General features: G+C 45.6%; 13 protein-coding genes. 7 read left to right on the forward strand and 6 right to left on the reverse strand.

The features are described from left to right. Nucleotides 1-167 precede the first annotated feature (167 nt). Nucleotides 168-1454: a cell division protein ZapE gene (zapE, locus tag L5M49_RS12135; protein ID WP_263266153.1), complete on the reverse strand. Its 1287-nt coding sequence runs from the start codon at nucleotides 1452-1454 to the stop codon at nucleotides 168-170. Nucleotides 1455-1741: 287 nt separating this feature from the next. Here zapE and L5M49_RS12140 point away from each other — a divergent pair, with 287 nt between their 5' ends. Beyond that, nucleotides 1742-2539, forward strand: a complete 798-nt coding sequence (locus L5M49_RS12140) for a polymer-forming cytoskeletal protein (RefSeq protein WP_263171896.1) — start codon at nucleotides 1742-1744, stop codon at nucleotides 2537-2539. Nucleotides 2540-2583: 44 nt separating this feature from the next. Here the strand turns inward: L5M49_RS12140 and L5M49_RS12145 are convergent, their stop codons facing one another. Both L5M49_RS12145 and L5M49_RS12150 read right to left on the reverse strand, forming a co-directional pair. Continuing rightward, nucleotides 2584-4149, reverse strand: a complete 1566-nt coding sequence (locus tag L5M49_RS12145; protein WP_263266154.1) for a M16 family metallopeptidase — start codon at nucleotides 4147-4149, stop codon at nucleotides 2584-2586. Then, nucleotides 4146-5564, reverse strand: a complete 1419-nt coding sequence (locus L5M49_RS12150; protein WP_263266155.1) for a M16 family metallopeptidase — start codon at nucleotides 5562-5564, stop codon at nucleotides 4146-4148. Before L5M49_RS12150 ends, L5M49_RS12145 begins: the two co-directional genes overlap by 4 nt. A 216-nt stretch (nucleotides 5565-5780) precedes the next feature. On the opposite strand from L5M49_RS12150, the gene L5M49_RS12155 reads away from it, so the two are divergent. Next, a complete protein-coding gene (locus L5M49_RS12155; RefSeq protein WP_105251567.1) occupies nucleotides 5781-6608 on the forward strand; it encodes a M14 family metallocarboxypeptidase in 828 nt (275 codons plus the stop codon). Between the two features lie 92 nt (nucleotides 6609-6700). Here L5M49_RS12155 and L5M49_RS12160 read toward each other — a convergent pair whose 3' ends face one another. After that, nucleotides 6701-7615 (reverse strand): L,D-transpeptidase family protein, encoded by a 915-nt coding sequence (locus tag L5M49_RS12160; protein ID WP_105251568.1) that lies wholly within the window; start codon nucleotides 7613-7615, stop codon nucleotides 6701-6703. Nucleotides 7616-8486: 871 nt separating this feature from the next. On the opposite strand from L5M49_RS12160, the gene L5M49_RS12165 reads away from it, so the two are divergent. Then, entirely contained in the window at nucleotides 8487-10217 is a 1731-nt protein-coding gene (locus tag L5M49_RS12165; protein WP_105251569.1) for a potassium/proton antiporter, read from the forward strand. A 91-nt stretch (nucleotides 10218-10308) separates the two neighbouring features. Here L5M49_RS12165 and L5M49_RS12170 read toward each other — a convergent pair whose 3' ends face one another. Next, entirely contained in the window at nucleotides 10309-11235 is a 927-nt protein-coding gene (locus L5M49_RS12170) for an LpxL/LpxP family Kdo(2)-lipid IV(A) lauroyl/palmitoleoyl acyltransferase (protein ID WP_168822581.1), read from the reverse strand. Between the two features lie 103 nt (nucleotides 11236-11338). Between L5M49_RS12170 and hldE the strand changes: the two genes are divergently transcribed. The 4 genes from hldE (at nucleotide 11339) to L5M49_RS12190 (ending at nucleotide 14977) form a co-directional block, all read left to right on the forward strand. Further along, nucleotides 11339-12769 (forward strand): bifunctional D-glycero-beta-D-manno-heptose-7-phosphate kinase/D-glycero-beta-D-manno-heptose 1-phosphate adenylyltransferase HldE, encoded by a 1431-nt coding sequence (gene hldE / locus L5M49_RS12175; protein ID WP_028761811.1) that lies wholly within the window; start codon nucleotides 11339-11341, stop codon nucleotides 12767-12769. Next, complete coding sequence (locus L5M49_RS12180; protein ID WP_219251968.1) at nucleotides 12766-13593, forward strand: hypothetical protein; 828 nt, start codon at nucleotides 12766-12768, stop codon at nucleotides 13591-13593. Before hldE ends, L5M49_RS12180 begins: the two co-directional genes overlap by 4 nt. A 151-nt stretch (nucleotides 13594-13744) precedes the next feature. Further along, on the forward strand, nucleotides 13745-14224 hold the full coding sequence (locus L5M49_RS12185; protein ID WP_263196150.1) for a TetR family transcriptional regulator: 480 nt from the start codon (nucleotides 13745-13747) through the stop codon (nucleotides 14222-14224). Between the two features lie 168 nt (nucleotides 14225-14392). Beyond that, nucleotides 14393-14977 (forward strand): hypothetical protein, encoded by a 585-nt coding sequence (locus tag L5M49_RS12190; protein WP_131524277.1) that lies wholly within the window; start codon nucleotides 14393-14395, stop codon nucleotides 14975-14977. Between the two features lie 195 nt (nucleotides 14978-15172). Here L5M49_RS12190 and L5M49_RS12195 read toward each other — a convergent pair whose 3' ends face one another. Continuing rightward, nucleotides 15173-15553 (reverse strand): hypothetical protein, encoded by a 381-nt coding sequence (locus tag L5M49_RS12195; protein ID WP_263266156.1) that lies wholly within the window; start codon nucleotides 15551-15553, stop codon nucleotides 15173-15175. Between the last annotated feature and the right edge of the window lie 86 nt (nucleotides 15554-15639).

The following is a 15639-nucleotide window of genomic DNA, read 5'->3' on the forward strand; positions in this document are numbered from 1 at the left end:
CTTTCTAGGCTTGTATCTGCAAATAGCGTATTTGACTTGTTATATTCTGAATGCATGAATTATCTTGTCACTAATTGTTCCTCGAATTTTTATCGTGATGGCTAACTTCTTGCTTATCAATATTAGGGTTTTGGTCTAACTCAACAGAGCGATAAATCGCTAATGTTTTACGGCCATTCACTTCGACTCATTGCTATTAATCGACTGTAGGTGCGGCGGAATTCAAAACTGAGTGCGCCACCTTGATAGAGTTCACTCAGTGGCACGTCGCAGCTGAGATATAAGCTGACATTTTGATCATATAACTCATCAATTAAGCTGATAAAACGCCGTGCTGGGTCGTCGTTGGCCGCATAGGAGAGTTTGCGCTCGCCCGTGGCTGCGGCTTGGTTATCACCTGTACCGTCCTCTGTGCCGCGGGCACGGATCCAGCTTTTCATTTCGCCACCTAATTTGGGAACGCCGCTTACCATTAAGATCTTAAATCGACTGGCGATTTCGATGTAATCGAGTTGGGATCTCGGGCCGTCACATAGGGCATAAAAGTCGAACCAAGCGACTGAGTTGCCTGTTGGTGCTATAGCGGCGCGGATCACTGGGATTTCACGGTTGCAGATGGTGAGGCTAGCATTACTCATTCTGCTATCACTAATGCCAATAGCGCTCATATAGGGTGTATTTGGCGTTAACCCATTCACTAGCTTGTCAAAAATCTGCTCAAAATCGAGTGTTCCGGTAATGCCGATATTACGGGAAATCGAGGCGTTAACTTCAGCGCTATCAATGATAATCTCGTTGTTTAATGAAGCATTGATGGCGTGCATTCTATGGTCTTGGTTGCCATTGAGATGCAGCATTTGAGTGTGTGTTTGCAGCAGTTGGATGCAAGGTAAAAATCTGTGCCTAGCTAGGCCGTTCTCATATAAGCGCTCAATAGGAATATTTGAGGTGGCGACCAGCACCACATCTTGTTTGAATAGGCATTCAAAGAGCCCAGCGAGTATCATGGCATCGCCAATGTCCGAGACAAAAAACTCATCGAAACACAGCACCTTGCACTCTTTTACGAGATTTTTAGCTATGAGAGTTAACGGATCTCGTTTACCCGAATGTTCGCGTAATGCTTGGTGAATCCGCGCCATAAATCGGTGAAAATGCAGTCTTAACTTGCCTTCACTCGGCAAACAATCGAAAAACAAATCCATCAGAAACGTTTTGCCCCGACCCACATCGCCCCACAGATACAGACCTTTGATTGCTTGTTTGTTGATAAGGGGAAAGTGTGCTGAATGTGGTCGTAGCATCAACTGCTTAAATAGCGCATCGAGCGCCAACACCGCCTGTTGCTGCGCGGGATCGTCAATGAGATCTATGCTCACCTTGGCGCGATACGCTTCAAGTGGTGTCACGATTGGGGTTATCGATTGCGAGCTAGCGGAGTTTGAATGTGCCATGTCGGGGTCTCGTTGGCGGTTTGTTTTCGGTGTTTGTCGCAGTAGATCCTGCGCTCTTTAGGCTTAATTTAGTGCGATATCAGCACTCACCTTTTTGAGGCATCCTGTTACTCATATTCAGGTACTCGGGAGCCATATGGCAAGATGCGCAGGGTAACATAGTCGCTGACGTGACTTAAGTCCCGCTCTGAAGCTTAGGTTAAATACTAAGCGAAACCAGTGCTTTATTCTCGAGGACTTTTACCATAACATCTTTGTCACAAAAATAATGATATGGAATGAATCCTATGGCGAGTAAGGGCAATGGCATTACGGTTATCAGTGCACAAACCTTGATTGAGGGCGACATTCAGTTAGAGAGCGCGGCATTCATTGCGGGTAAATTGCAGGGCAAGATTAGATCAGCAGGACAAATTAAGATCGAACTTGGTGGCGAAATATCTGGTGAAGTCAGTTGTCATGAGCTGCGGGTTTGCGGCGTATTTCGCGGAAGAGTCTGTTGTAATAAGTTGATTATTACCAGTTCTGGTGTGGTTGACGGTGAAGTCGCCAGTCATCAGATGGAGATTTACGAAGGTGGGCAGTTTATTGGTCAGCGTATTAAAGGTCCTGAACTCGATGCCTTGCCGGACATGCTACAAGCACTCGCGCCAATAGCTCAACGCTCGGATGCGCATTTATATGCCAGTGAAAGCACTTTGCTAAGAGGTGATAATCTGGCGATTCGCCCTTGGCTGTATGTTGCAGTGGCAACTGTCGTCATAGCGTTAGGTTTTAGTTTTGGACCCGAGCAATTGCGTGAGTGGTTACCTAATCTTAGTGACAGCACGTTGAAAACTGAGGTGTCTCCGGCAATCGAGGGGTCTAAGGCCGTAAATGGTATGGCTCCTGATCAACCTGCTACGCCAAATAGCGCGAATGCCGACAATATGGCGGTATTACCGGCAGCGGATCCTGATCCGCAGGCCATGCAGCAGGATTCGGCGATGGAAGATTTACAACAAATGGAACAAGGCCATGAACAGATGACGCAGGGGGATAATGGCGCACCGCCTGCCAGCGACAATGCGACCAATAAGCTCTAATCTGTCGATCGCGCATTTGAATCTTTTAGAAGGATTATTTGGCTTTAGTTGTCAGTTCGGCCAACCTTGACCCTTTCAAACTGCCACTCTGGTAGCTTGGTTTTTAAGTCAGGAAGAATTCGAGCAACATCGCCCCGCAAAATAATCAATGGATCATTACTAAAAGCCGCGTTTGCTAACTGTTGTAGCCTATCAGGCGTTAGAGCTTGCAACTCTGCATTCAGCTTTTGCACATCAACTTGAGTTAATCCTGTCGCGACTTGGTGGATGTATTGGTTTTCCCGTTGAATGCTGTTGTCTTGGCTGAGCAAATCTTCACCGATCAAATAGGTTTTAAGTGCATTGATTTCACCTTGGCTAGCACCTTGCGTCTTAACGAGTGCGAGGTGATCGAGTATGCCCACCACAAACGCGCCCGTATGTTCTATGGCTGTACTGCCATAAAACTTGATGCTGCTGGAGAGCGGTGCATTGGCGCACTGGCCGTAGATGCCATAGGTGAGGCCGCGTTTTTCCCGTAAATCATAGTAGAGTCTGCCCGAAAAACTGCGGCCCATGAGTGCGGATAAACTGCGACAGCTTAAGGCTACTTCCTGTGGGTTCAGTTGCTGCTGAGTTGATGCATCACTTAGGACATGATCTATGGCATAACCTAGGCGGACTTGGGTTTGCACGCTGCCCGGCGCATCAATAAGGTAAATCCTCTTGATTTGCTGAGGCTTTACTGTCTCTGGTTTATCCGCTTTCGGCACTGAATTAGGCAATAATGGCCACAGTTTAAGGCTAGCTTGAAGGTCAAATTTAGCGTTATTTGCCAAAGAGTTGGGTAGAAAAAGATGCCACTGTGCTTGTGTTACCGCCTGCTGTTGGATTTGTTGTAGTTGCCTTAGGCTGAGTGAATCGAACAATGCATTATTATTGATCACTCTATTGTAGGGATGTTCAGGGCCGAGCAGTTTATCGCGCCACACTTTATCTATCTCGGCGCCACTAAAGGCGTTTAAGTGTTTATTGAGCTTGAGTTGACGGCGAATATTGTCGACATCGACGGGGGCTGTTGTCGCATCAACAAAGGCATCTGGCTGCAAAAATTGCAGTAGTAAGCCGTAGATATGGTTAACATCGTCGGGGCAAGTGAGGCTTAAATTAATGCTGTGCAAGCTGACACGCATATTGAAAGTCTCAAGACAGGGATCTGCGCGGCTAATGGCAAGTGCGCGGGCCTTTTCTTGAAAGGCAATCTGTAAAATATCAGGATTATTGAAGGGAACTTGCGGGCTCACTGCCGCTAAACTGACCCTGTTGCTCACACTGCTATTCATTTGAAGTGAGGCAAGGCGATGTAACTGATAGGGTAAATCCAATTCGGTATGGACTTCATCGGTAAAAATTTCATCCGTTACGGGGATAATGACGCTGCTTTTGGGTAAATGATTGTTCAAAGAGCTAGGCAAAGAATGGGCTAAAGAGTTTGGCGTTTCAAAATGGGCCAAACTCGGCGGTTCGCTCGGCGTGAAGACGATTTGCGTCTGCTGGCAGGCGTTTAGTGATAAAGCCACAGCGCAGAACATTAAGCCTTGTAGCTGCTTTGACATTGTCTGAGTCGTCATAATACCGCATCCTCTAAACTGTCACTCATATCGTTAGGCAGCCATTCCAGTAGCATTTTACCCCAGCGAATATACCAAGGTGGCAGTAGGTCGACTCGGACATAATCTTGGTTGAAATACCGTTTTGCGACGCTTTGGATATCGTCGGCCGTGACTGCGTTGATCCGTTGCCACTGCGCGGTAAAGGGATGGTCTTTATCTTGAGGCGACGTTGCGGAAAGCTTGATGGCTAAGGCCTGTGTGTCATCCAGTTGTTGTAATTGATTGTTTAACCACACTTGTTTAAGTGTGCAAAGACTTGCTTCATCCAGAGCATCTTGCTGCGTTTGTGCCACAAGTCCCAATACTTTTTGCACTAAGGCATCGAGTGAGGTCCGTGCCCGTGGAACCAAGACGATATTCGCTATGCCGTGATTTTCTAACTCAAAGGGCAGGGAGTAGCTGAGCATTTGTTCGGGATTATGCAGACTGAGTTTAGCGAGTGCACTGGCGGTGTTTTGAAATAAATAGCCTTCTAGCAGCCGAATTGCCGCAGCATCGGGGTGATCTTTACCTACGGTATGCCAAGCGAGCAGTAATCCGGGCCAAGGTCCGCGCTCATCAACTAACTCAGCATGTACTTGTTTAGGCTGGATTGTTAACTCAGAAAATTCAGGTTCAGCAATCGTTGGCCTAGACCAAGCCGCAAAATTTTGCTCAATCCATTGTCGGGTTTGTGGGCTTAGTTTGCCGACAAGGGAAAGCTGCATCGCATCGGGACGATAATAAGCACGGTGAAAGGCTGTTAGGTTTTCTGGTGTGGCTTGCAAGATATCTTCGCGATTGCCAATAATACCGTGACCGTAGGGAGTGCCTTTTACTTGCTCGAGTAAAAACGCCATCGCGCTGCGGATATAGGGCTGATTATCTATGGTTTGTGCCATTTCCTGCAGTACGGTTTCCTGCTGATTTTTAACCGTAGTGGCGTTAAGGCTAGGGCGGATAAAGCGATCGGCTTCGAGATATAAGCCCAGTTCTAATGCTTGGTTTGGCAGCGTCACATAGTAGTTGGTGTAGTCAAAATGCGTGCTGGCATTAAAACGTGCACCTAAAGCACTGAACTGCTGAGCATAGGTATCGCCGGGGGCATTTTCACTCCCTTTAAACAACATGTGCTCAAACAGATGGGCGTAACCGCTCTGACCTTGGGCTTCGTTGCGGGCACCTAAATTAAATTGGCTGGCGACTGTGACTGTCTGTTTATCTGTCATGGGCAGTAATCGCACTGTTAGGCCATTTTGTAGCGTATAGGTCTCTATATTCGCTTCGAGCGCATATAAGGCTTGCGCATCTTGCTCGGCGCGGCATTGGGCCTGTAGCGTATGACTGAAAACACTGGCCGAAATGGCGATAAAAAAGGTGATTTGAGTGTTCATAAGTGCGTCCTGCCGAGCTTATTTTTTAATTCGTTAAATGTCTTACTCAAGCTGGATACCATTAACGACAGGCAATTGATACATTCGCAGGTATCGATACAGATTGCACCACTGTCGACGACTGCTCGGATTTCATCGAAATCAGTTGAATAGCATTCAGTTTTTGAAAAGAACTGCTATGATGGCACAGTTCTTTTTCTGGCATAAGTACAAGATATGGTAAGCAGATCTCCGTTCGAATCCTTTCAGTGGAAAAGCGATATTTTTAACTGTGAAAGCACTGATATTGATAATTTCTATCTGCTGCTTGAGCAGGAAATGACCCGTTTGGGCATGGTTGAGAAAACATTGGGTGAAGTGGGTAAATACGATGTTAGCTTGTATCAGTCACCGGCCGCTAAGTCAGGCTTACCTTCTTTATTGATCAGCACAGGATTTCATGGCGAAGAATCTGCAGGCCCATGGGGTTTGTTGCATTTTTTGAGTGAAGCTTCAGCAGACCTATTTGAACGGGTGAACTTGAGTTTATTGCCTCTCGTCAATCCTACTGGATTCAGTCGTGGTCATAGATTTAATAAATACGGCGAAAACCCAAATCGTGGTTTTGTATTTGAGAACGGTAAACCTAAAGCGAATGAACATACATCGGTTGAAGGTAAGCTATTGTTAGAGCACGCACAGTTACTGCTTGCTGCGAGCCGAGACGGTATTTTAACTTGCCATGAAGATGTCTTGAGTCGTGAAGCCTATGTGTATTCTTTTGAGCCAAGCCAAGTGCCTGGACGTTTTAGTCTCGATCTGCGCGATACTTTAGGTGGTTATTTCCCGATTGCGGTAGACGGTGAGATTGATGGGTGTCCTGTTAAGGATGGTTTGATCTTCAATCATTTTGATACGTCTTTTGAAGCTTGTTTAGTACGAAGTGGTGCTCGTGTAGGTGCTTGTACTGAAACGCCTGCGTTGCAAAACTTCGATCAACGCGTATTAGCAAACAGTGCTGCTATGACTCACTTCTTGGCCCTGTGTGCACCTTTATGTGATTGATATGTTAGTCTATTACGTTAGTGAATAGCCTGACATGACAAAAAAATACCCGCAGATTGCGGGTATTTTTTTAGGTGATATTCGCCAGTGAATTATTGATTAATTCGCATTGGCACACCAGTACGTTCATCGAGTAGCTTCTTGATCACAGAAGAATCAGTGTCAGCTTTAGCGATAAACTTAGCGATCTCTTTTGGCAGTGATATCGCAACGGGCTCATTTGATTCAAACTCCGCCACAGTGCGAGACAATGGTTGATGCACGGCTAAGTAGCGTTTACCGTCTGGCTCTTCGGTTGCTTTAATCGGCTGGTTCACAAATTGTACCCGGGTTCCCACTGGTACAGTCTTGAATAGATGCTCGATATCTTCATGGCGTAAACGCACACAACCTTGACTGACACGCAAACCAATACCGAAACTCGCGTTAGTACCGTGAATCGCATACAAGTTGCCGATATACAGCGCATACAGTCCCATAGGGTTATCTGGACCGGCTGGCCATACCGCTGGCAGGATTTCACCTTTAGCAGCATATTCTTTACGAATGCGCGGTGTGGGCGTCCAAGTTGGGTTCGCACGCTTGCGTTGTACAGTGGTCACCCAGTTTTCTGGTGTGTCTTTACCGATTTGGCCAATACCAATAGGCAACACTTCAACAGTCTTTTTGCCTTTTGGATAGTAATACAAACGCATTTCAGCCACGTTGATCACTATGCCTTCACGGGGAGCGTTTGGCAGGATCAATTGCAATGGAATGATCAGTTGGCTACCTGGTTTTGGCAGAAATGGATCCACACCTGGGTTAGCTTCGAGTAGGTTACTGAGACCAAGCTGGTATTTGGCTGCGATATCTTCGAGAGTGTGTTTACCCTCTGGAACCGTATAATACTGGTTCTCGCCAATTAGCCTGCTTTGGGCGGCTGGTAAAGGATATTCCGTTGCTAAAGCGGACAGACTAGGGAAAACCAAAGTCAATAATAAAGCTGTGGTGCGAAGCATACTCATAAGCGGATACTACGATTCCTGTTAATAAAAAAGCGTGTTTAACGCAGCTTTCTCTCTTAAAACGAGAGCGGCAATTTGACGAGCAAAATGCACTGGCGCGCGAAGCTCGCATCCTTCCTTATTTTGGACATTATTTCAACTGAAATATGATCAGTACGGCGTATTTATCGCTTAATTTTTTGTTTTAACGGTTTTCCTTGGCGGCGTCAATTGTCAGTATTTAGTCTTGTCGTTAAAACCTGCTGTACTCAATTGTCTTGTGCATGCCTTCCTGCTTGATGAAAAAATTAACCAATCTAAAACGCGTCTGTTTGAATGGCGAGCATGTATGGCGTTACTGGAATTGATTTGTTTTGGGAAAACAGAGTGCGGTCCTTTTCTGACAAGGCTATTGCTCATCGGATAAAGTGAGTTTAAATCATCTCATTGGCAAATAAATGGAGTTAAAACAATTAGCTTAAGAATAATGCTCAAATATTCACCCTTTACACGACATTATTTTATCTGGTACTAAATTGGCTATGATACCGTTAGTTTATACAGGTTTGTGAGCTGAGTTTTGCTTGAATGATTTGAGTTTACGTTCTGTTTGTTATTTTTAACTATTTGATATTTATTTATTTTAATTCTTATTAAGTCGTGTGGAGATGTTCTGCTATCCTTTAGGTTTTACGTTAGCTTTTATCTAAAGGTTAATAGAAAGTTGGTTTTATGACATTTTTTATGTAGATGATTGAAATTTAATATTTAACGCTCCAATAATTCGATATTTTTGTGCTAATATAAAATCATAAAATTGTGAGTTGAGTCATTTTTAACCTCGGTGATTTGTCTATCGTTTAACTAAACAACCTGTATTAAGGAGGCGTTTGTGGATGCAGATTCCATCAATAGTTTTTTTCTGATTGGCGCCTTGCTTACAGCAGTGAGTGTTTTACTTAGTCCTATGTCTTCCCGTTTGGGCATCCCTATTTTATTGATTTTCCTCGCTGTGGGTATTTTGGCTGGCGAAGATGGCCTTGGTGGAATCCAGTTTGATGATTATTCAACTTCCTATTTAGTCAGTAACTTAGCCTTAGCGATTATTTTACTCGATGGCGGTATGCGCACCCGCGTTGCCAGTTTTAGGGTGGCGCTATGGCCTGCATTATCGTTGGCGACCTTTGGCGTTGCCATTACGACCAGTATTACCGGCATGATGGCCGCATGGTTGTTCGACTTGCATTGGTTGCAAGGTTTGCTGGTGGGCGCGATTGTGGGCTCGACCGATGCCGCTGCGGTATTTTCCCTGCTTAAAGGGCGTAGCCTTAACGAGCGGGTTGGTGCGACCTTAGAAATTGAGTCCGGTAGTAACGATCCCATGGCGGTATTCTTAACCGTAACCTTGATTGCCATTCTTGCCAATGTCGACAGTGAGTTGTCCTTCAGCTTTATGCTTATTAGCTTTATTAAGCAATTTGGTCTGGGGATCTGTTTAGGTTTAGGCGGCGGCTGGATGCTGTGGAAGCTCGTCAATTTAAGCAAGTTAGCTGATGGTCTGTACTCTATTTTAGTTTTAAGCGGTGGTCTGATTATTTATGCTGCGTCCAACAAACTGGGTGGTAGCGGTATTTTGTCGATTTACTTAGTGGGTCTGTTCCTCGGCAATAAGCCAACCCGTGGCCGTCATGCGATTTTGAACGTACTGGATGGTATGACTTGGGTCAGTCAAATCGGCATGTTCCTCGTATTAGGGTTATTGCTTACCCCTTCAGATTTAGTCGATATCATGATCCCAGGTTTTGCTCTGGCATTCGGAATGATTTTATTTGCTCGCCCTGTCGCCGTATGGATCAGTCTATTGCCATTTAAGAGCTTTAGCAGTCGCGACCGCTGGTTTATTTCTTGGGTGGGGTTACGCGGCGCTGTGCCTATCATCTTAGCTGTATTCCCTATGATGGCGGGCTTACCGGGTGCTCAGTTGTACTTCAACTTAGCCTTCTTCGTTGTATTAGTGTCGTTGCTGGTTCAAGGTGCATCTTTGACCACAGCAGCGCGTTTAGCTAAGGTGGAACTGCCCCCAAAGCCGTTACCCGTTTCGCGCTCGGGAGTTGAAATTTACCCGAGCAGCGAATGGGAAGTGTTTGTCTATCGTTTGAGTGAAAGTAAGTGGTGTATTGGTGAGCCGCTAAAGCGCTTGGCTATGCCAGATGGGACACGGATTGCGGCGGTATTTAGGGATGACACTTTGTTGCATCCATCGGGTAGCACTCGCCTCGAAGCGGGCGATATACTCTGTGTGCTGGGGCAGGAGAAAAGTTTAGAAGCCTTGAGTAACCTCTTTAGCCAAGCGCCAGAAAATAAAGAAGTACAACGATTCTTCGGTGATTTCTTTATTGAAACAGACGTTAAGCTTGCGGATCTCGCGCCTATTTATGGTTTGAGTTTAGATAATCTCGCTGATGATATGACAGTCGCAGACCTTGTGGTATCTCAGCTTGGCGCTAATCCTGTACTTGGGGATCAGTTCCACTGGCAGTCGTTGCATTGGGTGGTGGCGGGGCTATATGAAGGTAAAGTCACTAACGTAGGTATTCGTTTACCGACTGAGAATGCGCTCTAATCCTATGTGCTAGATGGTCCTTACTATCGAAAGTCACCATAAAAAATGCCAGCTTATTTGCTGGCATTTTTGTATTCAAAGCTAATTGAGCTTATTGATATAAAGATTTATCCGTTGGGTCGGGACGGGTCTTAAAGCGGCGATGTAACCACATATATTGGGCGCGGTTTTTATCTATGATGGATTCAATAATCTTGTTACCGCGAATGGCATCGGCTAATTCATCTTCGCCGGGGAAATTATCCAGCGGTGGCATCACTTCAATTCGATAGCCTTTATCATCTGTAGTACGTTCCACAAAAAAAGGCAGGACTTTGGCTTTGCCGAGTTTAGCTAACGTGGTGGCACCGGTAATCGTTGCCGCATCTGGCATGGCATAAAATGGGATAAATACCGCACTGGAACGGCCAAAGTCTTGATCGGCCGTGTACCAAATCACATCGGGATTGCGGAGGCAGCGTATCATTTGGCGCAAGTCGCGTTTAGAAACGAGACCTTTATTGGAGCGTAAACGGCCTTTGACCTGCAGGTATTCCATCACTGGATTATTGTGTGGGCGATAAACCCCCACGCCGGGTTGGAATTGGCCGAAGATACGTGCGCCCATTTCCAGCGGCAAACAATGCACGGCAAAGAGGATCACGCCGTGGCCAGCATTTAACGTGTCTTGTACGTGTTCTTCGCCTTTGATACTCATGTGCTGCTGCACTTTTTCATCGGGCCACCACCATGCATTGATGGTATCGAAAATGGCTTTGCCCGTTTCTTCAAAATTACGCGTGAGTAAATCTTCTCGCTGTGCTTCCGTCATTTCAGGGAAACAGAGGGTCAAGTTACGGCGCGCTGTGTGGGTGCGGCCAGCTGCGAATTTCATCACTAAGCGACCCAATCCCTTACCCAGCGTCATCTGCCAAGGAAGCGGTAGAAGCTGAGTTAAACGCATCAAAAATACGCCAAACCACATGGGCCAATGCTTAGGATGATATAAAGAAGATGAAAACTCGGCTTTCTCGACCACAAAAATACTCACTACTTTTGAAAATTACTGCTCATTCTAACTCAATTTTTGCTGAAAATTAGGTACAATCACGGTTTAATTTCTGCATAAAGATAAGAGCACTATGAAGGTTTCTCTGCCAGCATTTGAAAAAGCCAGAGTGTTAGTCGTCGGCGATGTGATGTTAGACCGCTATTGGGTTGGCCCTACGGGACGTATCTCTCCTGAAGCCCCCGTACCTGTGGTGAAGATTAATCAAGTCGAAGACAGACCCGGCGGCGCGGCCAACGTGGCGCTCAATATCGCGACCTTAGGGGGGCAAGTCCAACTTGCCGGGCTCGTCGGCCAAGATGATACTGCCCATGCCCTAACGCTCGGTGTGCAAACTTTAGGGGTTGAACCCCAATGGTTAAGTATTGCTGATAAACCAACCATCACTAAGCTGCGGGTGTTATCACGTAATCAGCAGCTTATCCGCCTCGATTTCGAAGAAGCCTTCGACAAGGCCGATAGCGTGCGTTTATTGAAACAATCCGAGGCCTTACTCGATTCTGTCGATGTCGTGGTGTTGTCCGACTATGCAAAGGGCGCTATCGATCAGCCGCGAGATTTTATTGCATTAGCGCGTTCGAAAGGTGTGATGGTATTAGTCGATCCTAAGGGCAGTGACTTTGGTCGTTATCATGGTGCGTCACTCATTACCCCAAATATGAGCGAGTTTGAAGCTGTTGTTGGCACTGTGACCTCTGAAGCCGACCTGCTGGAAAAAGCCCGTGGCTTACTCAAGCAACATCATTTTGATGCCATTTTAGTGACCCGCTCTGAAAAGGGCATGACCTTAGTGACCGCTAATGCGCCTGAGTTGCACATTCCTACCGTTGCCCGTGAAGTCTATGATGTGACGGGTGCTGGCGATACTGTGATTTCAGCCTTAGCAACCTCATTAGCCGCGGGCGCCGATTTACCGCAAGCTTGTGCGATTGCGAACACCGCCGCAGGCGTTGTGGTCGGTAAACTTGGCACTTCTACCGTGAGCCGCATTGAGCTTATCGAAGCCTTAGCTTTGCACCATGGAGAATCGGGTTTTGGGGTGGTGAGTGAAGATCAACTGGCCTACGCCTTAGAGCAAGCCAAACTGCGCGGTGAGCGTGTGGTGATGACTAATGGTTGCTTTGATATTTTACATGCGGGCCACGTGAGCTATCTTAAACAGGCGAAAGCTTTGGGCGATCGTTTGATCGTCGCGGTAAACGATGATGCCTCGGTTAAACGCCTCAAGGGTGAAGGCCGTCCAGTTAATCAGGTTGATCGTCGTATGGCTGTGCTCGCTGGCTTAGCTTCTGTCGATTGGGTTGTGCCTTTTAGTGAAGATACGCCGCAGCGCATCATTACTCGATTGCTGCCAAATCTGCTGGTCAAAGGTGGTGATTATAAGCTTGAGGATATTGCTGGTGGCGCTGAAGTGATTGCCGCCGGTGGTCAAGTGCAAGTGCTGGGCTTTGAGGATGGTATTTCAACCACGGCGATTATACAAAATATCATGGCGAATCAGTGAGCTTAGTCGCTCTGGCATTCGCATCTAGCCTGACTTGGACGCCCATTGCCGATAAGCAGGCTTTGATTTGCCCTTTACCAGAGCTTGGCACTTGCTTGGCATTATTGCCAGAGCAAGTGTTGGTGCAGCTTCCTGCAACACTCGAACAATTTAGGCTTGATTTAGGCCGCAGAAGTGCCATGGTCATGCCCGTCGATGACAATAAAATTGCGGGCCTAGTCTTAGTGAATGAGCAGCTGACACCACAAGTACAGTTAGCCAGTGTCGATATGGTGACCTATCAATTACCTTTGCTTGAACAGCCGCAATTAACCCTATGGCATGAGCTCGGTCATTTGGAGAACCTTGCTCTGCAAGGCTCTGTGTTACCTACTCACTTGAGTGCATATCAACATGAATGGCTAGCTGACATTTATTTGGTTTGGCGTATCGCACGGGAGAAAAATGATTTTGCCTTGGCGTGGCAGCAATACCACAGACGTAACCTTGATGCATTAACAAGCCCGCAATATTTGTCGCATTGGAGTTCGCCAATGTTGATACAAGTGTTGCATCGATACGATGTTGCTCAAGTGGCTAAATTTGCCGAATATCGGGACTTTTTAACGAATTTTTACCCTAAAGCCGAGCAATTAGAGCCGAGATTATTAGGTGAGTATTCGAGCTTAATGCAACGCACTTTTGGCGCGAGTGTATTGCAACCCCTTCCTGAATATCTATTTTGGCGAAAAGCCGATCTTGGACACTATCTCCAACCGACGTTCGTTTTACTCATGGGCGAAGAAAAAGCACATAACTGGTTGGTACAAAATTCAATGTTATGAATGTGTTAATTAAATCAGTGGTGAAGCCTGTTTTAAACTGAACCCTAGCTGAACAAAAGTGAAATACGCTGGTTACGGCCCAGTGAACAGCAGTAATCCCTGAGCGGCTTTGGTAAGCTTTCCCCCTAAAAATAAGAGGGGAGACATTACTATGGCTAAGCGCTCGCGAGTACAAACTGAGCAAACCATAAATCAAATTATGGATGAAGCGTTAAGACAAATTTTGACTATCGGCTTTGAGACTATGTCTTATACTACGTTATCTGAAGCAACGGGTATTAGTCGCACAGGTATTAGTCACCATTTTCCACGCAAAAGCGATTTTCTTGTTCGTTTAGATAGTCGTATCGGCAATCTATTTGTTGCTGCGCTGAATTTTTCTAGCCAAGAGGCATTGGAAACATCCTGGATGCAGGCAATGCAGGAAGAACATTACCGCGCAGTATTGAGACTGTTCTTTAGTCTTTGTGGTGGTGCGAATAATGAAATTACCCTCTTTAGAGCGGTGAGTACAGCGCGTCAGCAAGCGATTGCAGAGTTAGGCTTAGCGGGCGATCGCACGATCAACCATTTATTAGGCCGTACAGCTGTGATGTTGCTATCCAATTTTGATGTGGCAAAAGCAGCATAATAGACTGACCAATGAATATAAAAATGGAGCCAGATGGCTCCTTTTTTGTGGGTAAAAATCGTGATTTGTACTGAGGTAAGTCATACCCCAATAGTGTAGGATGACCACTCAATAATGATTTAAGTTAGTGATATTGCCTTGTACTCTTGATTTGACAGGATAAAACATATGGACATGACACCCATCTCTAATGAGGCAGATATGCCTAAACGCACCATTAAGCTTGATAACACTGAGCTTATCAAAACCAGTTTTTGGGTGAGTCAGATTTTTATAATCATTGCGACTGTTGTTGGCGTGTATTTAGCCGCGCAAGAAGGGTTGTCACAGGCAATTAAATTTGATGCCCTGAGCAATATGCAGAATAACTATCATCTGCGTCATGCCCTATATGACGAAGTGAGTGACAATGTTGAAATCTTGAGTCATTACGCTGACACAGTTGAGACTGTGAGTAGTAATAGTTTAGTGAAAATGCATCCGCAGATGGGATTATTTGTCTGGGATAACATGCGCTATTCTGCTAATGCGCTAGAAACACCGAGTGATATTTTGTCTGATATTCGTCGTTTGTATTTAGAGTCTGAGAAGATCATTAGCAATATTGAAACCCGTCACTATAGCGTTTCTTACGGTAAGGATCAGTTGCAAAATGTATTGAGTAAAATCAAAGAAGATACTTTGCCAAAACTCAAAACGAATTATGAAACCCTGTCAAAAGAGCTTAAAGATAACGATATTGCCGTCGACTAACGTATCTTGGCTTAGCTCCCCCCAAACATCAGGGGTCATTCTTATCCCTGATGTTTGAATCCATTGATGAATTCAGTGTTGCTGACAACACCTTTGCCTGATCTGCTTTAGTCCCCATTATTTTATGGCACTTAAGCTAACGATGAATCTAGTCAGATTTTCTCCGTCGGTATTTGTCATCAAAACCTTGTTGAGTTAGCTTAATTCCTGTCGATAGGCTTGAGTTAATTTTTGCTGTTGTAGATAGATGCGAATCGCCAAGAAGGTTAATGCGGCAGCAATCACGGCACTGATTGCGTGGTGGAAGACTAAGTGACTTATCAGGAATGTGGGCAAGTCTTCAAAGCTATCGATAAGGAAAAGCTTAGTGATTAAGCCGATATAGACGAGAAGATGCAGGGTCGCGCCAGTAATAAAAAGTCGTCTAAATTTATTAATCAGTTTGATATCTAACTTGATATTACACCATCGACAAAATAGGTACCCACTCAGGCCGATGGTAATCGATATCCAGCCAAGCCCGAGTAATGAGGTTTTGATTAATACGGCAGACAGGATAAACAGCCCAAGCAACATTTATTATTTCCTTAAACCAGCTTTAGATTTAACTTAGTGTTTTAGCTTACATTAAGCGTATCAGCATTTGGGGCAGATAAGCCTTG

The organism is Shewanella sp. SM74 (assembly GCF_025653725.1).
Classification (GTDB): domain Bacteria; phylum Pseudomonadota; class Gammaproteobacteria; order Enterobacterales; family Shewanellaceae; genus Shewanella; species Shewanella oncorhynchi.